Origin of the sequence: Cyanobium sp. ATX-6F1 (assembly GCF_047395825.1) — a bacterium.
Taxonomy (GTDB): Bacteria; Cyanobacteriota; Cyanobacteriia; order PCC-6307; family Cyanobiaceae; genus ATX-6F1.
Genome location: NZ_JBCEBF010000003.1, coordinates 963,941 through 985,008, shown reverse-complemented (window position 1 = coordinate 985,008; position 21,068 = coordinate 963,941). Strand labels below are relative to the sequence as shown.

Here is a 21,068-nt window from a genome sequence, read left to right as displayed (position 1 = left end):
TGGTGCGCAGTTTCTGGGGCGACTTGCTGCGCAGGGCCTCGAGCTTGGCGCTGTCGTCCCAATCGGGACGTCGGGCCTTGCCAGGGGCCTGGGGCGTGCGGAAGCCGGGGCGCTTGGGCGGCGCCGCCGGAGCCACACCGGCGGGCCGCGGCGGAGCGGCTTCACCGGGGTAGCCAGGTTCGCCACTGCCTGGGCGACGGGGCGGGGCGGCCACAGGACGGCTGCCGGGCTTCTGCAGCTGCATCAGCTCGCCAGGGGCCACCGGTTTGCGCATGCCCTGGGGCATGCCTGCCCTGATCGGGGCGTCCGCTCTGCTGCCACCGGCGGGGCCGGCCGCGTCGCGGCGGATCGGTTTGCCCACCAGCTCCAGGGGGCTGGGCTGGGGCCGACCGGGGGCACCGGGGCGACCCGGTGCGGGGCGGGGGCGCCGCTGGAGGCCACGGGGCGCAGGGGCGCTGCGCTGGGGCGCTGGCCCAGGGGCTGGCGGCCGGCGGGGGGTGCGGGGCGCTGGCTGATGCCACTGCCTTGGCTGCCGCCAACGCTCGCACCGTCCGTTGGACCAGGCTGGCTGCGGCCGACCACCTGCGGTTTGCCGGCACCCACGGGGGTGGGGCGGGCCGGGGCGCCAGGGCGCTGGGGCGCTGGCGGGCGGGAGGACGGCGGGCTTGGCCGCGGGGAGGTGGGGGCCGGCCGGGGCATCGGTGCGCTGGCGGCGGGAGGAGCGGGCTTGGGGCTGGTGGCGGGTCGCACCACCGGCGGTTCGCTCTTGCGGATCTCGGGCTTGCGCACCTCCTGAGCCCGTGGCTCCTGAGTCCTTGGCTCCTGGGTCCGCAGCTCGGGCTTGCGGATCTCCGGTTTGCGGCTGACGGGGGCTGCCGGTGTCGCTGCGCTCTGGGCGGGAGCCGCTGATGGGGCCGGTGCCGCCGGGCGGGCCGGTTGGTTTGGGGCCGAAGGGGGCGCCATCACCAGTGGCGGCTTGGGCTTCGCCACCGGTGCCACGGGCGCGGTGGGGGCCGCCATGGCGCTGGGGCCGCTGGCCGCCTGGGCCGGGGCAGCCTTTTGCACGGAGAGGATCGCCTTGGGAGGACCGCCGGCGCCGACGGATCCAGCCCGCGGGGCGGACTTCGCTCCCCCTGGATCAGGTCGCGGATGCGCACCGCCTCGTCATCGCTGATGGAGCTGCTGTGGCTCCGGGCGCCGATCGAAAGCTTTTCGGCGGCATCGAGCACGTCCCTGTTCTCCAGGCCCAGGTCCCGGGACAGCTCGTAAATCCTGACTTTGCCGCTGCTGGTCATTAAGTGCTCCAATTGGTCGGGGCAACAGGTGCCGCCGGGCCCCACGCGCAGGAGGGCCACTGATCATCTTGCCTCAGAGACCGCGACAGGGTCGGTGTCGAGTCGCTGGCCGAGGCTGGCGTAGATGGAATCCGCAACCTGGCAGCGCAGGGCCCGTTGCAACCGTTTCCGCCGCCTGGCTTCCTCCAGGCACGCCGCATTCGGACAGAGATAGGCCGATCGGCCCATGCCCGCATCCAGCGCCAGTCCCCCCGCGGCGAGTCGGATGACCCGCCAGAGCTGCCGGCGATCCAGCACCTCCCGGCAGGCCACACAGCGCCGCAGGGTGGGGACGGCGCTCACCGGGCCTCGTCCCCGCTGCTGGGCTCCGTGACGGTTTCGGTGACGGCTTCGGTGCCTGCCTCGGCAGGGGCCTGCTCGACCTCCTCGTCGGCGTAGGCCTCGTAACCCTCCTCCTCGTCTTCTGGCAGGGGGTAGAGCTCCCGCAGCCTTGCGTCTTCTTCGGTGCGGATCGCCTGCTCGACCGCCAGCCGCGCTTCCGCCTCCGCCTGCAGGGCCTCCTCCTCTTCGCGCATGGCAATCAGCTCGGCCACCCGTTCGTCTTCGGTTCCCTGGTCGTATTCAGCGGCGTTCTTGATGTCGATCTTCCAACCCGTGAGCCGGGCCGCCAGGCGCACGTTCTGACCTTCGCGGCCGATGGCCAGGCTGAGCTGGTCGGGGGGAACGAGCACGTGGGCGTGGTGTCCGGCTGGATCCACCAGACGCACCATCTCCACCCGGGCTGGGCTGAGGGAGTTGGCCAGGTACTGGGCAGGGTCGGCGGACCAGCGGATCACGTCGATCTTTTCGCCGCGCAGCTCGTTGACCACCTGTTGAATGCGCGAGCCACGGGCGCCGATGCAGGCCCCGACCGGATCCACCTCCCGCTCGACGCTGTCGACGGCCACCTTGGTGCGGGGGCCCACGGAGCGGGAGGGGGATTGGCCTCGCGGGCCACCGCCACGATCCGCACCGAACCCTCCTGGATCTCGGGCACCTCGTTCTCGAACAGATACACCACCAGGCCAGCGTTGGCGCGGCTGATGAACAGCTGGGGGCCACGGCGGGCCACCTCGCTCACCTCCTTGAGGAACACCTTGAAGGTGGCGTTGGCGCGGTAGTTGTCGTTGGGAAGCTGGTCGCGGCGGGGAAGCTCCGCTTCCACTTCCGGCCGGCCCAGGCCCGAACTTACGGCCATGATGATGGATTGGCGCTCGAATCGGATCACCCGGGCGGTGAGCACCGGGTCTTCGAGATCGGCGAACTCCTCCTGGATCATGCGGCGCTGCTGGTCCCGCAGCTTCTGGGCCAGCACCTGCTTGGTGGTGGAGGCGGCCATGCGGCCGAAGTCGTCTTTTTCCGGGGTGACATCGAGTACCACGGTGTCTCCGATCTGGGCGTCCTCGGCCACCTGCTGCACTTCGGCCAGGGCGATCTGGTGGTCTTCGCTCTCCACCTCCTCGACGATGATCTTGCTCGCCAGCACGCGGTAGCCCTCCTCGTCGAGGTCAAGGGCGACGTCGAAGTTGCTGAAGTAGTCCTCCTCGAAGGGGTCCTCGCTGATGCCCAGGTAGAGGGTGCGCCGGTAACGCTCGTAGCCCTTGAGCAGGGCCTCACGCAGGGCGGCCTCCACCACATCGCTGGACAGCTTCTTCTCTTCGCTGATGTCCTCGATCAGGTTCTGCAGACCGGGGAGAAGAACGAGCGCCATCGGGTCGGGGGGGAAAGGGGTGTCGAACGGTTGGGGCGAGGGCGTCAGCCTTCGCTTGGGGAGCTGAGGTGGACCGCGATCACATCGGAGCGGGCGATACGGCTGCGGCGACCGCGGACGTTGAGGTGCACTGCCTGCTCATCGCGCTCCAGCAGCAGACCTTCACGGGCGTGTTCGCTGCCCTCACCATCGCGGACGGTGACGACGACGGGGAAGCCGCGGAAGCTGCGGAAATCCCGGTCATCGCGCAGCTCCTCAGGGACCCCGGGGCTGCTGACCTCAAGAACGTAGGGCTCATCGAGCAGGTCCGCTGTTTCCAGCGCCTCGCCCAACAGGCCGCTGAAGCGGGCGCAGTCGTCGAGGCTGACGTCGCCGCCACCGGCTGGCCGCAGTTGCACCAGCACGGTCATGGGCACCCGATGGGTCTGTAGCTGCAGGCCGCACAAGTCGAACCCGACCTCGGCCGCCAATGGGCGGACCAGGGCTTCGACATCGTCGTGGAGCGGATGGGGCAAGGGTGGAGACTGGGCGGGTCGGGCGGCCCGACCGGCTTCTGCAGTGACCTGCCCCTGGCGCGGACCAGGGTCCACGAAAAAGGGTGATGCCCGCCGGGCACCACGACAACCTACGTGATCAAGGGGTGCCCAGGTCGAGGGCAGGGGGCTCGGCGTAGTAGTCGCTGTCGGCCACCTCCCCCGCAGGGCGGGATTCTGGTTGAGGCACTGGCCACATTGCTCGGGAGACTTCAGGAATTGGCAGACCCGAGCCCAGAGCTTGGCCCGAGTGGCCGGCGGCCCCAGGCTGAACAGCACCCGGTCGTTCCGGCCCACCATGCCCAGAATCTCCACTTGGCAGAGGCTGCAGCGCATGCGTTCGCCGGGGGGAATCACGGCCATGGGGATGTGGTCGGGTTGCGGCAACTTAGAGCCATCCACCGGCGCTGGCGGCCGAAGGTGACCTTTGCCTAGCGTCCTGTCATGCGCAACGAACTTTCACTGGCCTGTGGCCGGACCCTGCTGTTGAGCCTGTTGCTGATTCAGCTGCTGGTTGGCCCCCTGGTGCGTCCAGCCGCCGCCAGCGAACTGAACGCCGCTGCGGTCAGCGCGATTCCCGACCCTCTCCCCAGTGGCCACAGCTTCGTGGCCGCGGCCGTGCGCCAGGTGGGTCCGGCGGTGGTCCGTATCGACACCGAACGCAAGGTGCCCCAGGCCAGCTTCGATCCGGGCTTCAGCGACCCGCTGCTGCGGGATTTCTTCGGTGATCCCTCCGGCGGTGCCCGGGAGCTGGGCCAGGGCTCCGGCGTCGTGATCGACGCCCATGGACTGGTGCTCACCAATGCCCACGTGGTGGACCGGGCCGAGGCCGTGCAGGTGACCCTTGCCGACGGGCGTCAGCTCGATGGCACGGTGTTGGGCGCTGATGCCGTCACCGATCTGGCGGTGGTGCGCATCCCCGAATTGGAGGGCCTGCAGGCGGCGCCCCTCGGTGATTCCGAAGCCCTCGACGTGGGCGATTGGGCCATCGCCCTGGGCAACCCCTACGGATTGGAGCGCACGGTCACCCTGGGCATCGTCAGCAGCCTGCACCGCAACATCAACAGCCTGGGCTTTTCCGACAAGCGGCTCGAACTGATCCAGACCGACGCCGCCATCAATCCGGGCAATTCCGGTGGTCCGTTGATCAATGCCTCCGGCGAGGTGATCGGCATCAACACCCTGGTGCGGGCCGGTCCAGGCGCTGGCCTGGGTTTCGCGATCCCGATCAACCTGGCCAAGGGGGTGGCCCAGCAGCTCAGCACCGGTAGCGCCGTGGTGCATCCCTACCTGGGGCTGCAGCTGGTGCCGCTCACGGTCCGCCGGGCCCGCTCCAACAACGACGACCCCAATGCGCTGCTGCGGTTGCCGGAGCGGGATGGGGCGCTGGTGCAGAGGGTGCTGCAGGACAGCCCGGCCGAGGCGGCGGGGCTGCGCCGCGGGGATCTGGTGGTGGCGGTGGCCGATCGGCCGATCGGCGATCCAGCCGCCCTGCTGCTGGCGGTGGAGGCGTCGAAGGTGGGGGTGGGACTGCCCCTGACGGTGATCCGAGGCGAAACCGAACTGAAGCTTTCGATCCGGCCGGCGGCGCTGCCCCAGGCCGGCTGAGGCTTCTTCCTGGCCCCCTTGCTACGGTCACGGCCCTCCGGAAACGCCGTGATGTCTGATCTCCAGGACCGCATGAAGGCGGCGGTGGCCCGCGCGGCCGTGGAGCAGATCCAGGACGGCATGGTGCTGGGGCTGGGTTCCGGCTCCACCGCCGCGCTGATGATCAAGGAGCTGGGGGCAGAAGCTGCAGCGGGGTGAGCTGAGCGACATCACCGGCGTGACCACCTCGTTTCAGGGGAGGTGCTGGCGGCCGAGCTGGGCATCCCGCTCAAGAGCCTCAACGCGATCGAGCGCATCGACCTGGCCATCGACGGGGCCGACGAAGTGGACCCGGCCTTCCAGCTGATCAAGGGGGCGGCGCCTGCCATGTGCAGGAGAAGTTGGTGGCCCGCCGGGCCGAGCGCTTCGTGGTGGTGGTCGATGCCTCCAAGCTGGTGGAGCGCCTCAACCTGGCGTTCCTGCTGCCGGTGGAGGTGCTGCCCGGCGCCTGGCGTCAGGTGCAGGCTGAGCTAGCTGAGCTGGGGGGCAACGCCGAACTGCGCATGGCCGTGCGCAAGGCGGGTCCTGTGGTCACCGACCAGGGCAACCTGGTGCTCGACGTGCGCTTCGCCGGCGGCATCGCTGATCCCCTGGCCCTGGAGGCCACGATCAACAACCTGCCCGGTGTGCTGGAGAACGGCCTGTTCGTGAACCTCACCGACCAGGTGCTGGTGGGCGATCTGGTCGACGGCGTGCCCGGGGTACGGGATCTGGTCCGCCGCTGAGGCCCCGCCCGCAAGGGCCTTCAGTCGAGCCGACGGCGCACGGAGTCGGCGTGGCTGTGGAGCCCCTCGCTTTCAGCCAGGGCGATCACGGCACCGCCGGTGGCCTCCAGGGCCTGACGATTGAACTGGATCAGACTGGTGTGGCGCAGGAAGGTTTCCACACTCAGGGCCCCGGCGAAGCGGGCCGTCCCTGAGGTGGGCAACGTGTGGTTGGGGCCGGCCAGATAGTCACCCACAGCTTCCGGGCTCCAGGCCCCCAGGAAGATGGCGCCGGCGTGCTGGATGCGTCCCGCCAGGGGTTCGGGGCGCTCCACCAGCAGTTCGAGATGTTCCGGGGCGAAGCGGTCGCTGAGCTGGGCCGCCGCCTCCAGCGAGGGGCAGAGCACAATCAGCCCCCAGTCGTTGAGGGCGGCCCGGCAGAGCTCGGCGCGGGGATGGCCCTCCAGCTGCTCAGCGAGCGCCCGAGGCACGGCCTCGGCCAGATCTCTGCTGGTGGTGAGCAGGATGGCCGCCGCCAGGGGATCGTGCTCCGCCTGGGCCAGCAGATCGGCGGCCACCTGGTCGGCGCGGGCGCTCTGGTCGGCGATCACCAGCACCTCGCTGGGGCCGGCCAGGGAATCGATCCCCACCGTGCCGTAGACGGCCTTTTTGGCCAGGGTGACGTAGAGGTTGCCGGGGCCGCTGATCACATCAACCCTGGGCACCGATTCGGTGCCGTAGGCCAGGGCGGCGATCGCCTGGGCCCCCACCCGGTAGATCTCCTCGACGCCGGCCAGGTGGGCTGCCGCCAGCACGGTGCCGTTGACCCGGCCTTCAGGCCCGGGTGGGGTCACCATCACCAGCCGCTTGACCCCAGCCACCCTGGCGGGAACGGCATTCATCAGCACGGTGCTGGGGTACGAGGCACGCCCCCGGGCACGTAGATCCCCGCCCGCTCCACCGGTCGCCAGCGGCGCCCCAGCCGCTCCCCGTGCACGCCCTTCACATCCAGGTCCTGGGGTTTCTGGCGCTGGTGGAAATCGAGGATGCGCCGGTGGGCCAGGCCCAGGGCGGATTGGAGATCCTCCGGGCAGGCCTCCCAGGCCCGCTGGATCGTCTCGGCAGGAATGCGCAGGGGGTCGGGCCGGATCCCATCGAAACGCTCGCTGAGCTCCTGCAGAGCGGCGTCGCCGCCCGCCCGCACCTGCTCGAGAATCGCGTCGACCCGGCGCGCCGCCTCCTGGCTCTGGCTGCCGCTGGTGCGCTGGGCGATCGCCACGAGCCGCGTCGCGGCGGCCTCCTGATCGTCGAGGCGAGCGATGGCCAGGGGGCCGGCTGAGGCGGCGGAAGGGATCAGGGAGCTGGCGGCCACGGTCCCCTCAGCGAATGGGCAGGTTCAAGGCTAGATCCACATGGGAAGGGGGAGGGGGCGGTAAGGTGTCTAATTGCATCGTCAGCGCCAAACCGCCTGTGGCCAATAACACCTCCTCGAAGAAGCGCATCCTGATCGCCGAGCGCAACCGGCTTCAGAACCGCACCTACAAATCCGCCGTGCGCACGCTGATCAAGCGCACGATCACCGCCGCGGGCGCTTACACCCAGGAGCCAGGCGGCGCCGCCAAGGAGGCCGTGCAGACCAGCCTCAATGCCGCCTTCAGCAAGATCGACAAGGCGGTCAAGATCGGCGTGCTCCACCGCAACACCGGGGCTAACCACAAATCCCGCCTGAGCGCGGTGGTCAAGCGGGCCATTGAGCCTGCCGGTGCCCAGGCCTGAGCCCATGGTGGCCCAGTTGGGCGAACATCCCCAGGCTCAGCTGGCCCCACCGGTGCTCGTCGACAGCCATTGCCACATTGTCTTTCGTCAATTCGACGATGACCTCGAGGCGGTGGCCCAGCGCTGGCGGGAGGCTGGGGTAACGGCCTTGCTGCATGCCTGTGTCGAGCCGGCGGAAATCCCAGCGATCCGGGCCCTGGCGGATCGCTTTGCGGAACTCCGTTATTCCGTGGGGGTTCACCCCTCGACACCCAGCACTGGCAGGCCGACACCGCGCAGGTGCTGCGCCAGGCCGCCCTCGATGACCCACGGGTGGTCGCCATCGGTGAGCTGGGGCTGGATCTTTATCGCGAGACCAACCTCGAGCAGCAGCTGGCGGTGCTTGTCCCCCAGTTGGATCTGGCCGTGGAGCTCGATCTGCCGGTGATCATCCACTGCCGCGACGCGGCCGAGGCCATGCTTGAGCTGTTGCGCCGCAGGCGCACGGACGGCCGCTGCCCTCGGGGTGTGATGCATTGCTGGGGCGGCACTCCCGAAGAGATGGAGGGCTTCCTGGAGCTGGGCCTGTCCATCAGCTTCAGCGGCACGGTCACCTTCCCCCGGGCGGAGGTCACCCACGCCTGCGCCCGCCTGGTGCCCGCGGAGCGCTATCTGATCGAGACCGATTGCCCTTTCCTGGCTCCGGTGCCGCGGCGGGGCAAACGCAACGAGCCGGCCTTTGTGGCTTCCGTGGCGGCGCGGATGGCTGAATTGCGCGGCGAAAGCCTCGATCTGGTGGCCCGCACCAGCACGGCAAACGCACAGAAGCTCTTCAGCCTGCCTGGGGCCAGTGTATGATGATTTATTGGCCTGGCAGCAAAATCGATATCCGATCGTGCTCCTGCCTCCCGAATGCGTCCACCACCATCACCGGTGCCTTGTCGTCGTCGGCAGTCTTGATCCGAGCTCTCTAGGCATCGCCGCGCAGCAGCCGTCCCTGACCGGGGGCGGCTGTTCGCGTGGGAGCTCCAGGCCAAAACCCCTTTGAACCCGTTCCTGCAGGACCCCGCATGAGTAGCGCGATCCAGGTCGCCAAGACCGCTACGTACCTCCCCGATCTGGTCGAGGTGCAGCGGGCAAGCTTCAAATGGTTCCTGGAGAAGGGGCTGATCGAGGAGCTTGAGAGCTTCTCGCCCATCACCGATTACACCGGCAAGCTCGAGCTGCACTTCATCGGCAGCGAGTACCGCCTCAAGCGTCCTCGCCACGATGTGGAAGATGCCAAGCGGCGTGATGCCACCTTTGCTTCCCAGATGTATGTCACCTGCCGCCTTGTCAACAAGGAAACCGGTGAGATCAAAGAGCAGGAGGTGTTCATCGGCGAACTGCCCCTGATGACCGAGCGCGGCACCTTCATCATCAACGGTGCCGAGCGCGTGATCGTGAACCAGATCGTGCGCAGCCCTGGGGTCTATTTCAAGGACGACCAAGATAAGAACGGCCGCAAGACCTTCAACGCCAGCCTGATCCCCAACCGGGGCGCCTGGCTCAAGTTCGAGACCGACAAGAACGACCTGCTGCACGTGCGGGTCGACAAAACACGAAAGATCAACGCCCATGTGCTGATGCGGGCCATCGGCCTGTCGGACAACGACGTGCTCGACAAGCTGCGGCACCCCGAGTACTACCGCAAGTCGATTGAGGCCGCCAACGACGAGGGCATCTCTTCTGAGGAACAGGCCCTGCTGGAGCTCTACAAGAAGCTGCGTCCGGGCGAACCGCCCTCGGTGAGTGGCGGCCAGCAGCTGCTGCACAGCCGCTTCTTCGATCCCAAGCGCTACGACCTCGGTCGGGTGGGCCGCTACAAGATCAACAAGAAGCTCCGTCTCACCATCCCCGACGCGGTGCGCACCCTCACCGCCGAGGACGTGCTCTCGACGATCGACTATCTGATCAACCTGGAACTCGATGTCGGCGGCGCCAGCCTCGATGACATCGACCACCTGGGCAACCGCCGCGTGCGCTCGGTGGGCGAACTGCTTCAGAACCAGGTGCGGGTGGGCCTCAACCGCCTGGAGCGGATCATCAAGGAGCGGATGACCGTCGGTGAGACCGAATCGCTCACCCCGGCCCAACTGGTCAACCCCAAACCCCTGGTGGCGGCGATCAAGGAGTTCTTCGGCTCCAGCCAGCTCAGCCAGTTCATGGACCAGACCAATCCCCTGGCCGAGCTGACCCACAAGCGCCGCATCAGCGCCCTCGGCCCAGGGGGCTCACCCGGGAGCGGGCTGGTTTCGCCGTGCGCGACATCCATCCCTCCCACTACGGCCGCATCTGCCCGATCGAAACGCCTGAGGGCCCCAACGCCGGTCTGATCGGTTCGCTCGCCACCCATGCCCGGGTGAACGAGTACGGCTTCATCGAAACCCCCTTCTGGCGCGTCGAAGACGGCATCGTCATCAAGCAGGGCGATCCCATCTACCTTTCCGCCGACCTCGAGGACGAGTGCCGCGTCGCACCGGGTGATGTCCCCACCGACTCCACCAGCCGGATCACGGCCGAGCTGGTGCCCGTGCGCTACCGCCAGGACTTCGAGAAAGTGCCCCCCGAGCAGGTGGACTACGTCCAGCTCTCGCCGGTGCAGGTGATCTCGGTGGCCACCTCTTTGATCCCCTTCCTTGAGCACGACGACGCCAACCGCGCCCTGATGGGGTCGAACATGCAGCGCCAGGCGGTGCCGCTGCTGCGCCCCGAGCGGCCCCTGGTGGGCACGGGCCTGGAAACCCAGGTCGCCCGTGACTCAGGCATGGTGCCGATCACGACGGTCAACGGCACGGTCACGTTCGTGGATGCCACCGCCATCGTGATCCGCGATGAGCAGGGGTTGGACCACATCCACCACCTGCAAAAATACCAGCGCTCCAACCAGGACACCTGTTTGAACCAGCGCCCGATCGTCCGGCAGGGCGATCCGGTGATCGCCGGTCAGGTGCTGGCCGATGGATCCGCCTGTGAGGGCGGTGAAATCGCCCTTGGCCAGAACGTCCTCATCGCCTACATGCCCTGGGAGGGTTACAACTACGAGGACGCGATCCTGGTGAGCGAGCGGCTCGTCCAGGACGACCTCTACACCTCGGTGCACATCGAGAAGTACGAGATCGAGGCCCGTCAGACCAAGCTTGGCCCCGAGGAGATCACCCGGGAAATTCCCAACGTGGCCGAGGAGAGCCTGGGTCACCTCGATGAGATGGGCATCATCCGCATCGGCGCCTTCGTGGAGTCGGGAGACATCCTCGTGGGCAAGGTGACCCCCAAGGGCGAATCCGACCAGCCCCCGAGGAGAAGCTGCTCCGCGCCATCTTCGGTGAGAAGGCTCGCGACGTGCGTGACAACTCCCTGCGGGTGCCGAGCACCGAGCGCGGCCGGGTCGTCGATGTACGCATCTACACCCGCGAGCAGGGCGATGAACTACCGCCCGGCGCCAACATGGTGGTGCGGGTCTACGTGGCCCAGCGGCGCAAGATCCAGGTGGGCGACAAGATGGCCGGTCGCCACGGCAACAAGGGCATCATCAGCCGCATTCTTCCCCGCGAAGACATGCCCTACCTGCCCGATGGCACTCCGATCGACATCGTGCTCAATCCACTGGGCGTTCCCAGCCGGATGAACGTGGGACAGGTGTTCGAGTGCCTGATGGGCTGGGCCGCCTCTCACCTCAATGCCCGGGTGAAGGTGGTGCCCTTCGATGAGATGCACGGCGCCGAAAAATCCAAGGAAACCGTGCAGGCGTTCCTTGAAGCGGCCCGCGATCAGCCTGGAAAAGACTGGGTCTACAACCCCGACAATCCTGGCAAGATCCAGCTGGTCGATGGACGCACCGGCGAACCCTTCGATCAGCCGGTCACCGTGGGCTACGCCCACATCCTCAAGCTGGTGCACCTGGTCGACGACAAGATCCACGCCCGCTCCACCGGCCCCTACTCCCTGGTCACCCAGCAGCCCCTGGGCGGCAAGGCCCAGCAGGGCGGCCAGAGGCTCGGAGAGATGGAGGTCTGGGCCCTGGAGGCCTACGGCGCCGCCTACACCCTGCAGGAACTGCTCACCGTCAAATCCGACGACATGCAGGGCCGCAACGAAGCGCTCAACGCGATCGTCAAGGGCAAGCCCATCCCCCGCCCCGGCACCCCGGAGTCGTTCAAGGTGCTGATGCGCGAGCTGCAGTCGCTCGGCCTCGACATCGCCGTCTACACCGATGCTGGGGAGGAAGTCGATCTGATGCAGGACGTCAATCCTCGCCGCAGCACGCCCAACCGCCCCACCTACGAATCGCTCGGTGTCGCCGATTTCGATGACGACTGATCCCTGATCGATCGGGGAGGGTGCCCGGCGCCCTTCCCCTGGATCCCACTGAGTAAGTCCTACCTCCGCGCGCTCTCCGGCCATGACGAACAGTAATTCACGCATCGAGAACCACTTCGACTACGTCAAGATCACGCTCGCTTCGCCCGAGCGGATCATGCAGTGGGGGCAGCGCACCCTGCCGAACGGTCAGGTGGTGGGCGAGGTGACGAAGCCGGAAACGATCAACTACCGCACCCTCAAGCCCGAGATGGACGGGCTCTTCTGCGAGAAGATCTTCGGCCCCTCCAAGGACTGGGAATGCCACTGCGGCAAGTACAAGCGGGTGCGCCACCGGGGCATCGTCTGTGAGCGCTGCGGCGTTGAGGTCACCGAAAGCCGGGTGCGCCGGCACCGCATGGGCTTCATCAAGCTCGCGGCTCCGGTCTCCCATGTGTGGTATCTCAAGGGGATCCCCAGCTACGTGGCGATCCTGCTCGACATGCCCCTGCGGGATGTGGAGCAGATCGTCTACTTCAACTGCTACGTGGTGCTCGAGAAGGGGGATCACAAAGACCTCACCTACAAGCAGCTGCTTACCGAAGACGAGTGGCTGGAAATCGAGGACCAGATCTACGCCGAGGATTCCGAGATCGAGAATGAGCCCGAGGTGGGCATCGGCGCCGAGGCGCTCAAGCGGTTGCTCAACGATCTCAACCTGCCCGAAATCGCCGAACAGCTGCGCGGTGAGATCAACGGCAGCAAGGGCCAGAAGCGGGCCAAACTGATCAAGCGCCTGCGCGTGATCGACAACTTCATCGCCACCGGGGCCAAGCCCGAATGGATGGTGCTGGATGTGATCCCGGTGATCCCCCCGACCTGCGCCCGATGGTGCAGCTCGATGGCGGCCGCTTCGCCACCAGCGACCTGAATGATCTCTACCGGCGGGTGATCAACCGCAACAACCGCCTGGCGCGGCTGCAGGAAATCCTCGCTCCCGAAATCATCGTCCGCAACGAGAAGCGGATGCTCCAGGAGGCTGTCGATGCCCTGATCGACAACGGCCGCCGCGGCCGCACCGTGGTGGGTGCCAACAACCGTCCGCTCAAATCGCTCAGCGACATCATCGAGGGCAAGCAGGGTCGATTCCGTCAGAACCTCCTGGGCAAGCGGGTCGACTACTCCGGTCGTTCCGTGATCGTGGTGGGTCCCAAGCTCAAGATGCACCAGTGCGGTCTGCCCAAGGAGATGGCGATCGAGCTGTTCCAGCCGTTCGTGATCCATCGCCTGATCCGCCAGAACATCGTCAACAACATCAAGGCGGCCAAGAAGCTGATCCAGCGCGCCGACGATGAGGTGATGCAGGTGCTCCAGGAGGTGATCGAGGGTCACCCGATTCTTTTGAACCGGGCACCTACCCTTCACCGCCTCGGCATTCAGGCCTTCGAGCCGAAGCTCGTGGACGGCCGCGCCATCCAGCTGCATCCGCTGGTGTGCCCCGCCTTCAACGCCGACTTCGACGGTGACCAGATGGCCGTGCACGTGCCCCTCGCGATCGAGGCCCAGACCGAGGCCCGCATGCTGATGCTGGCCAGCAACAACATCCTCTCGCCCGCCACCGGCGAGCCGATCATCACGCCCTCCCAGGACATGGTGCTTGGTTCCTATTACCTCACGGCTGTGGAGCCCGGCGCCAGCAAGCCCGCCTTCGGTGACCGCCGCCTCACCTTCGCCGGCCTCAGCGATGTGATCAGCGCCTTCGATGAAAAGCACCTCGTTCTGCACGATTGGGTGTGGGTGCGCTTCAGCGGTGGGGTCGACGACGACGACGAAGGCGATGCACCGATCAAGGAGGAAACCCTCAGCGATGGCACCCGCATCGAACAGTGGCGCTACCGCCGCGACCGCTTCGACGAAGACGGCGCCCTGATCAGCCGCTATCTGCTCACCACCGTGGGACGAGTCGTGATGAACAACACGATCATTTCCGCCGTGGCCGCCACCTGATCTCCGGGCCGAACCGAATCCTCAACGCCTGCTCCATCCGCTTCCCCCTCCGCGCCCAGCCATGACCACCACCCCCGCCAAGAAAACCTCCAAGAAGGCCGCCAAGGCCATCGAGCCGGTCGTTGAAGCCCCGGTGCTTGGTGCCTGCGCTCCGCTCAGCAAGGCGGCTCCCCCGTTCCGCAACCGGGTGATCGACAAGAAGGCCCTGCGCAACCTGGTGGCCTGGGCGTACAAGAACCACGGCACGGCGGCCACCGCCTCGATGGCCGATGAGCTCAAGGATCTGGGCTTCCACTACGCCACCCAGGCGGCGGTGTCGATTTCCGTTGACGACCTGCGCATCCCCAGCGACAAGCCGGCGCTGCTTCGCGAAGCAGAGGAGCAGATCACCGCCACCGAGGAGCGCTACCGGCTGGGGGAGATCACCGAAGTTGAGCGCCACACCAAGGTGATCGACACCTGGACCGAAACCAACGAACGGCTGGTGGAGGCCGTGCGGCGGAACTTCAACGAGAACGATCCACTCAATTCGGTGTGGATGATGGCCAACTCCGGCGCCCGGGGGAACATGTCCCAGGTGCGTCAGCTGGTGGGCATGCGTGGCCTGATGGCCAACCCCCAGGGGGAGATCATCGACCTGCCGATCCGTACCAATTTCCGTGAGGGCCTCACGGTCACCGAGTACGTGATCTCCTCGTATGGAGCTCGCAAGGGACTGGTCGACACCGCCCTGCGCACGGCGGATTCCGGTTACCTCACCCGCCGTCTGGTGGACGTCGCCCAGGACGTGATCGTGCGCGAGGACGACTGCGGCACCACCCGCTGCATCCCCATCGATGCCGATGACAAGGGCAAGTACGCCGCCAAGTTGGTGGGGCGCCTGGCGGCCGAGCCGGTGCTGGATGCCAATGGCGAGGTCCTGGTCCCCCGCGACGGCGAGATCGACCCGCCCCTCTCCCGCCGCATCGAGGCCGCCGGTGTGCGCAGCGTGAAAGTGCGCTCGCCGCTCACCTGCGAGGCCGCCCGTTCGGTCTGCCGCAAGTGCTACGGCTGGGCCCTGGCCCACAACGAACTCGTCGATCTCGGCGAAGCCGTCGGCATCGTCGCCGCCCAGTCCATCGGCGAGCCGGGCACCCAGCTGACCATGCGCACCTTCCACACCGGTGGTGTGTCCACGGCCGAAAGTGGCGTGGTGCGTTCCGTGGTGGAGGGCACGATCGAATTCGGCAGCAAGGCCCGGGTGCGTCCCTTCCGCACCCCCATGGTGTGGAGGCCCAGATCGCCGAGCTTGATTTCACCCTGCAGGTGAAGCCCAGCGGCAAGGGCAAGGTGCAGAAGCTGGACATCACCAGCGGTTCGATCCTGTTCGTCGACGACGGTCAGACCCTGCCCTCTGACACGATCCTGGCCCAGATCTCCGCCGGTGCCACCACCAAGAAGAGTGTCGAGAAGGCCAGCAAGGATGTGATCTGTGACCTGGCCGGCCAGGTGCGCTACGAGGAGGTGATCCAGCCCAAGGAGGTCACCGACCGCCAGGGCAACATCACCCTCAAGGCCCAGCGGCTCGGGCGTCTCTGGGTGCTCAGCGGCGATGTCTACAACCTTCCCCCAACGCCCAGCCGGTGGTGCCCGGCACCCAACCGGTCAAGACCGGCGATGTGCTCGCCGAGAGCCGTCTGGTGAGCGAGTACGGCGGCGCCGTGCGCCTGCGGGAGTCCACCGGTGATTCAAGGGAGGTGCAGATCGTCACCGCCAGCCTCACCCTTAAAGATTGCAAGTTGCTGGGTGAATCCACCCACTCCGGTGAGACCTGGCACCTCGAGGGCAAGGACAGCATCCGCTACCTGCTCAAGACACGGCCGGGCAGCAAGATCAGCGGTGGCGAGGTGATCGCCGAGCTCGCCGACGATCGCTTCCGCACCAGCACCGGCGGCATGGTCAAGTTCGCCCCCGGGCTCACGATCAAAAAGGCCCGTTCGGCCAAGAACGGCTATGAGGTCAACAAGGGCGGCACCCTGCTGTGGATCCCCCAGGAAACCCATGAGATCAACAAGGACATCTCCCTGTTGATGATCGAGGACGGCCAGTGGATCGAGGCCGGCACCGAAGTGGTCAAGGACATCTTCAGCCAGACCGCCGGCATCGTCACGGTCACCCAGAAGAACGACATCCTGCGGGAGATCATCGTCCGCTCCGGCAAGCTGCATCTGATCAGCGACAGCAAAGTGCTCTCCCGCTATGGCGGTGACGGCAAGATGGTCAATCCCGGCGAGGAAATCGCCCCGGGTCTCAAGGCCGAGGCGATGCAGTTCGTCGAGGCCGTCGAAACCACCGAAGGCGGCGCGCTGCTGTTGCGGCCGGTGGAGGAATACGCCATTCCCGATGAGGCTCACCTGCCCGAGCTCGCCACGATCAAGCAGAACGGCGGCCCAACACTGGGTCTCAAGGCCGTGCAGCGCCTCACCTACAAGGACGGGGAGCTGATCAAGTCGGTGGACAGCATCGAGTTGTTGCGCACCCAGCTGATCCTGGAAACCCACGACACCACTCCCCAGATGACGGTGGACGTGGAATCGGTGCCCGACAAGCGCGCCAAAACGATCGAGCGCCTGCAGCTGGTGATTCTGGAATCCCTGCTCGTGCGCCGCGACACCCTCTCCGACGCCAGCCACGGCTCCACCCACACGGAGCTGCAGGTGGAGGACGGCATTGCCGTCAAGAGCGGTGATGTGGTCGCCACCACCCAGATTCTCTGCAAGGAGGATGGGGTTGTGCAGCTGCCCGATCTTGTCGAGGGTGAACCGATTCGCCGGTTGATCGTGGAGCGCGCCGGCGACACCAAGCCCATCGCACTGGGCTCCGCCAAGGCCAGTGTCAGCCTTGGCCAGCGGGTCGTCGACGGCGATGAACTCGCCCCCGGTGTCCTGGCCGGCCATTGCGGCGAGGTGGAGGCCATCGATGGCCACTCGGTCACCCTGCGCCTCGGCCGTCCCTACATGGTCTCGCCCGACTCGGTGCTGCATGTGCGCGACGGGGAGCTGGTGCAGCGCGGTGACGCCCTCGCCCTGCTGGTGTTCGAGCGTCAGAAGACCGGTGACATCGTCCAGGGTCTGCCCCGGATCGAGGAGCTGCTGGAGGCCCGCCGTCCGCGGGAATCGGCGATCCTCTGCCGCAAGGCCGGAACGGTGCAGATCAAGCTCGGCGACGATGGCGATTCGGTCACCGTTTCGGTGATCGAGCAGGACGACATGATCACCGACTACCCGATCCTGCTGGGGCGCAACGTGATGGTCAGCGATGGCCAGCAGGTCACCGCCGGTGAGTTCCTCACCGACGGCCCGGTCAACCCCCACGAGTTGCTCGATTGCTACTTCGAGGATCTGCGCTCCCGCAACCCGGCCCTCGACGCGGCCCAGGTGGCGATCTCCCATCTGCAATTCCGCCTGGTGCAGGAGGTGCAGAACGTCTACAAATCCCAGGGCGTCACCATCGATGACAAGCACATCGAGGTGATCGTGCGTCAGATGACCAGCAAGGTGCGCATCGAGGATGCGGGTGACACCACCCTGCTGCCCGGCGAGCTGATCGAGTTGCGTCAGGTGGAGCAGGTCAACGGCGCCATGGCGATCACCGGAGGGGCTCCTGCGGAGTTCACCCCTGTGCTGCTGGGCATCACCAAGGCCTCGCTCAACACCGACAGCTTCATCTCGGCGGCGTCCTTCCAGGAGACCACCCGGGTGCTGACCGAGGCGGCGATCGAGGGCAAGAGTGACTGGCTGCGGGGTCTCAAGGAGAACGTGATCATCGGTCGCCTGATCCCCGCCGGCACCGGTTTCAGCGGCTTCGAAGAGGAGCTGCGGGCCGAGGCCGGTCCCCACCCCGACATCCTCGATGAGGAGTCCTCGGGCTACCGCCGCGTCCAGAACCTGCGCCCGGATTACACCGTCGAGATGCCAGCGGCCCCCTCGGTGGCCTCCCAGGTGGTGCTCGACGACCCCTCCGATGAGGATCTGGAGGCCACCCGCAGCCGCCATGGCATCGAAGCCACGGCCAGCAGCTTCGCCGCCTTTGCCCGCCCTGCGGTGGATGAGGGTCTCGAAGAGGTGCTGATTGCCGATCCCGAGGCGATCGAAGGGCTCCAGGAGGAAGGCCTGCTCAGCGAGGAGTGAGCGCAAGCCCCCTCAGCGCTCACCCCTGGCCGTTCGCTTCAATGGAGCGAGCGGCCTTCCCTTTGTTCGACCCCTGCACCGCCGATGACCCTGCCTGCCCCGACGCGCGTTCCCCAGCGCCGCCTGCCCCGTTTCGGCTTTCACACCCACACCGAGAAGCTCAACGGCCGCCTCGCGATGCTCGGCTTTGTGGCTTTGCTGGCTGTGGAGTACTGGCTCGGCCACGGGCTGTTGGCATGGCCCTGAGCGGGCCCCCTGCTCTGGCCCCAGGGGCGCTGCCGCATCTGCTTGGTCTGGGGCCCGAAGCGCTGGAAGCGTGGGCGGTGGCCGAGGGCCAGCCCGCCTTCCGCGGCCGGCAGCTGCACGATTGGATCTACGCCAAGGGTGCCCGAAGCCTGGAGGCGATCACCGTGCTGCCGAAGGCCTGGCGTGAGCGCCTTGCCGAGCGCGAACGTGACCCGGAGCGCGGACCCGATCGCCTGCAGGGTGGTTCCGGCCTGATCGGCCGTTCCAGCGAACTGCAGCGCAGCGTCGCCCGCGATGGCACCATCAAGTTGCTGCTGGCCACGGGCGACGGCCTCAGCCTGGAGACCGTGGGCATTCCCGCCGGCGATCGGCTCACGGTCTGCGTCAGCAGCCAGGTGGGCTGCCCCATGGCCTGCCGCTTCTGCGCCACCGGCCAACAGGGACTGCAGCGCTCCCTGGCGGTGCACGAAATCGTCGATCAGGTGCTGAGCGTCCGCGAGGTGATGGATCAACGCCCCAGCCATGTGGTGTTCATGGGCATGGGCGAGCCGCTGCTCAACGTCGAGGCCGTGCTCGCTGCCGTTCATTCGCTCTGCCGTGATCTGGGCATGGCCCAGCGCCAGATCACGATCAGCACCGTGGGCGTGCCAGGAGCCCTGCCTCAGCTGGCGGAGCGGGCCCTGGCGGTGCTGGGGCGGGCCCAGTTCACCCTGGCGGTGAGCCTCCACGCCCCTGACCAGGCCCTGCGGGAGGAACTGATTCCCACCGCTCGGGCCTATCCGATCGAGACCTTGCTGGAGGATTGCCGCCGCTATGTGGCGATCACCGGACGGCGGGTGAGCTTCGAGTACATCCTGCTGGGAGGCGTCAACGACCTGCCCCGCCACGCCGATGCCCTGGCCCAGCGGCTGCGGGGCTTCCAGAGCCATGTGAATCTGATCGCCTACAACCCGATCGAGGAGGAAGAATTCCAGCGGCCTTCGCCGCAGCGGGTGCAGGCGTTCAAGGCCGTGCTTGAGCGCCGGCACGTGGCCGTGAGCGTGCGCGCCAGTCGCGGGCTCGATGCCGATGCGGCCTGCGGGCAGTTGCGGCGCCGGGCCTCAGCTGGGATCGCGCTCGGGATCGAAGGCGCCGCGGGCCTGGCTCTCGCCCCAGGGCGTGACCACAGCCATCAGTAAAAAAGCTGGAATTGCCGCTGCCGCAGAAAGCAGGAAAAATGCTCCCAGCTGGTGAGCTTCACCAGCAGGCCGGAAGGGGCCGCCAGCACCTTGCTGCTGACGGCATAAACACCAGAAAAAACGGCGTACTGGGTGGCCGAGAAGCGTGGGTTGCAAAGGCTCATCAGCAAAGCAACAAATGCGGTTGCCACAAGGCCACTCGATAGGTTTTCCAGCAGCACGGCTCCAGCAACGGCTTTGAGCGACGGCGTGCCCCGGGCCACCAGCCAGTAGCCAAGGTTGCCGGCCGCGCCTGCGATGCCAAAGAGCCAAAGACTGCGGTTCATGCCTAGCCGGCCGAACAAAAAACCACCAATGACAACGCCAGCCATGGTGGCCAGCACGCCCAGTGCTGATTTGATGAGTCCGATTTCGCTTGCTGTCAGGCCCTCGGCCACCAGGAAGGGGCCGCTCATCGGGGCGAGCAGGCCATCCGGCAGGCGATACAGCAGCACAAGGGCCAGGAGCTGCACGGCCCGCCGTTTCCCCGTGCGGGCGATGAATTCGCGCACGGGGCCAATGACGGCCTGACGAAGGGTCAGCACAGGCTGCTCCAGCGGCTTCAGCTCCGGTGCCGCCAGGGTGCAGGGGATCAGGAGCAGCATCAAGGCTCCCGCTGCGACAAAGGCCAGCGGATAACCAGCCACACCGGTGACAAGGAGGGCGCCGGATCCCAGGATCAGGGTGCCGCCGCGAAACCCAAGCGAGTTGGCTGCCGCGCCGGCTCCCCGCTCTTGCTGGGGCAGTAAATCGGTGCGATAGGCATCAATCACGATGTCCTGGGTGGCGCTGAGCACCGCCACGATCAAGGCCATCAAGCCAACGGCGAAAAGGGCCCGCGGATTGGTGCTTGGTTGCAGCAGGGCCAGGCTGGCGATGGCGATCGCCAGCAGCAGCTGGAGCAGGGCGATCCAGCCCCGGCGACGGTCGGGCCAGGGAATCGGCCAGCGATCCAGCAGCGGGGCCCAGAGAAACTTGATCGCGTAGGGCAGTCCCGCCAGGGGCAGCAAGCCGATCAGCTCCACTGCTACACCGTTGGTCGCTAGCCAGATCGGCAAAACTTCCCCCAGGCCACTATTCGGGGCGCCGCTGGCGAAGCCCAAGAGCCCCACCGCCACGAGGCGCCTGCTGGCGCCGGGGCCCCTGGGTTGGTCCGAGGCGGTGGGAGGGGTTGCGTTGGCTGTGGTGTCAGAGGGCGCGGGGTCCAAGGCGATCGGACGGCTGGGCGAACCCTACGGGCGCCGCCATGGCCAGAATGGGGTGATCGCCAGGTCGCCCGTGCAATTTCTCCGCTCCACCCTGCTGCCCGCCGTGATCATGCTGCTGTTCGGCCTGGCCCTGCTCGCCGTCAGTGCCCGCATCTGGCTGCCCAGTGACATGGCCGCTCCGGCACCGATCGGCTAACAC

The 21,068-nt window shown here is 67.1% G+C and carries 11 protein-coding genes and 7 pseudogenes; 11 read left to right on the top strand and 7 right to left on the bottom strand.

Annotated elements, in window-relative coordinates; translation table 11 throughout:
* Positions 1 to 243 precede the first annotated feature (243 nt).
* From AAF143_RS17390 to AAF143_RS17370, 5 genes and pseudogenes are all read right to left on the bottom strand, one after another.
* Positions 244 to 1,065, bottom strand: a complete 822-nt coding sequence (locus AAF143_RS17390; protein WP_414027545.1) for a hypothetical protein — start codon at positions 1,063 to 1,065, stop codon at positions 244 to 246.
* Positions 963 to 1,295 carry a translation initiation factor IF-2 N-terminal domain-containing protein gene (locus tag AAF143_RS17385; protein WP_414027529.1) on the bottom strand — a complete coding sequence of 111 codons (333 nt, stop codon included), beginning with the start codon at positions 1,293 to 1,295 and terminating at the stop codon, positions 963 to 965. Before AAF143_RS17385 ends, AAF143_RS17390 begins: the two co-directional genes overlap by 103 nt.
* Positions 1,296 to 1,358: 63 nt before the next feature.
* Positions 1,359 to 1,637: a YlxR family protein gene (locus AAF143_RS17380; RefSeq protein WP_255008768.1), complete on the bottom strand. Its 279-nt coding sequence runs from the start codon at positions 1,635 to 1,637 to the stop codon at positions 1,359 to 1,361.
* Positions 1,634 to 3,045 (bottom strand): annotated as a pseudogene (nusA, locus tag AAF143_RS17375) (transcription termination factor NusA). Before nusA ends, AAF143_RS17380 begins: the two are co-directional and overlap by 4 nt.
* A gap of 44 nt (positions 3,046 to 3,089) precedes the next feature.
* Positions 3,090 to 3,941, bottom strand: a complete 852-nt coding sequence (locus AAF143_RS17370; RefSeq protein ID WP_414027440.1) for a hypothetical protein — start codon at positions 3,939 to 3,941, stop codon at positions 3,090 to 3,092.
* Between the two features lie 81 nt (positions 3,942 to 4,022).
* Here AAF143_RS17370 and AAF143_RS17365 point away from each other — a divergent pair, with 81 nt between their 5' ends.
* The 3 genes and pseudogenes from AAF143_RS17365 (at position 4,023) to rpiA (ending at position 5,950) form a co-directional block, all read left to right on the top strand.
* Positions 4,023 to 5,186, top strand: a complete 1,164-nt coding sequence (locus AAF143_RS17365; protein WP_255008772.1) for a trypsin-like peptidase domain-containing protein — start codon at positions 4,023 to 4,025, stop codon at positions 5,184 to 5,186.
* A 51-nt stretch (positions 5,187 to 5,237) separates the two neighbouring features.
* Positions 5,238 to 5,384 (top strand): hypothetical protein, encoded by a 147-nt coding sequence (locus AAF143_RS17360; protein ID WP_414027439.1) that lies wholly within the window; start codon positions 5,238 to 5,240, stop codon positions 5,382 to 5,384.
* Positions 5,385 to 5,426: 42 nt separating this feature from the next.
* Positions 5,427 to 5,950: pseudogene (gene rpiA / locus AAF143_RS17355) on the top strand (ribose 5-phosphate isomerase A).
* A gap of 20 nt (positions 5,951 to 5,970) precedes the next feature.
* Here the strand turns inward: rpiA and hisD are convergent.
* Positions 5,971 to 7,250: pseudogene (hisD, locus tag AAF143_RS17350) on the bottom strand (histidinol dehydrogenase).
* 149 nt (positions 7,251 to 7,399) lie between these two features.
* Between hisD and rpsT the strand changes: the two are divergent.
* The 7 genes and pseudogenes from rpsT (at position 7,400) to rlmN (ending at position 19,622) form a co-directional block, all read left to right on the top strand.
* Positions 7,400 to 7,705: a 30S ribosomal protein S20 gene (rpsT, locus tag AAF143_RS17345; RefSeq protein ID WP_255008775.1), complete on the top strand. Its 306-nt coding sequence runs from the start codon at positions 7,400 to 7,402 to the stop codon at positions 7,703 to 7,705.
* 4 nt (positions 7,706 to 7,709) lie between these two features.
* Positions 7,710 to 8,542 (top strand): annotated as a pseudogene (locus tag AAF143_RS17340) (TatD family hydrolase).
* Between the two features lie 212 nt (positions 8,543 to 8,754).
* A pseudogene (gene rpoB / locus AAF143_RS17335) lies at positions 8,755 to 12,043 on the top strand (DNA-directed RNA polymerase subunit beta).
* Positions 12,044 to 12,125: 82 nt separating this feature from the next.
* A pseudogene (locus AAF143_RS17330) lies at positions 12,126 to 14,029 on the top strand (DNA-directed RNA polymerase subunit gamma).
* A 61-nt stretch (positions 14,030 to 14,090) separates the two neighbouring features.
* Positions 14,091 to 18,198, top strand: a pseudogene (locus tag AAF143_RS17325) (DNA-directed RNA polymerase subunit beta').
* An 84-nt stretch (positions 18,199 to 18,282) separates the two neighbouring features.
* The gene (locus AAF143_RS17320) at positions 18,283 to 18,444 is read left to right on the top strand and encodes a high light inducible protein (RefSeq protein ID WP_409995642.1); all 162 of its coding nucleotides are present in this window, start codon (positions 18,283 to 18,285) and stop codon (positions 18,442 to 18,444) included.
* Positions 18,435 to 19,622: a 23S rRNA (adenine(2503)-C(2))-methyltransferase RlmN gene (gene rlmN / locus AAF143_RS17315; RefSeq protein ID WP_255008784.1), complete on the top strand. Its 1,188-nt coding sequence runs from the start codon at positions 18,435 to 18,437 to the stop codon at positions 19,620 to 19,622. Before AAF143_RS17320 ends, rlmN begins: the two co-directional genes overlap by 10 nt.
* On the opposite strand, the gene AAF143_RS17310 is transcribed toward rlmN, so the two are convergent.
* Positions 19,616 to 20,773 (bottom strand): AmpG family muropeptide MFS transporter, encoded by a 1,158-nt coding sequence (locus AAF143_RS17310; protein ID WP_414027438.1) that lies wholly within the window; start codon positions 20,771 to 20,773, stop codon positions 19,616 to 19,618. The genes rlmN and AAF143_RS17310 overlap by 7 nt on opposite strands.
* 166 nt (positions 20,774 to 20,939) lie before the next feature.
* On the opposite strand from AAF143_RS17310, the gene AAF143_RS17305 reads away from it, so the two are divergent.
* Entirely contained in the window at positions 20,940 to 21,065 is a 126-nt protein-coding gene (locus AAF143_RS17305; RefSeq protein ID WP_255008786.1) for a hypothetical protein, read from the top strand.
* Positions 21,066 to 21,068 lie beyond the last annotated feature (3 nt).

What these genes read in the sequence shown, in the direction of transcription:
- AAF143_RS17385 (WP_414027529.1), bottom strand. Translation starts at nt 1,295, where the DNA reads ATGACCAGCAGCGGCAAAGTCAGGATTTACGAGCTGTCCCGGGACCTG.
- AAF143_RS17370 (WP_414027440.1), bottom strand. Translation starts at nt 3,941, where the DNA reads ATGGCCGTGATTCCCCCCGGCGAACGCATGCGCTGCAGCCTCTGCCAA.
- AAF143_RS17365 (WP_255008772.1), top strand. Translation starts at nt 4,023, where the DNA reads ATGCGCAACGAACTTTCACTGGCCTGTGGCCGGACCCTGCTGTTGAGC.
- AAF143_RS17360 (WP_414027439.1), top strand. Translation starts at nt 5,238, where the DNA reads ATGTCTGATCTCCAGGACCGCATGAAGGCGGCGGTGGCCCGCGCGGCC.
- AAF143_RS17320 (WP_409995642.1), top strand. Translation starts at nt 18,283, where the DNA reads ATGACCCTGCCTGCCCCGACGCGCGTTCCCCAGCGCCGCCTGCCCCGT.
- rlmN (WP_255008784.1), top strand. Translation starts at nt 18,435, where the DNA reads ATGGCCCTGAGCGGGCCCCCTGCTCTGGCCCCAGGGGCGCTGCCGCAT.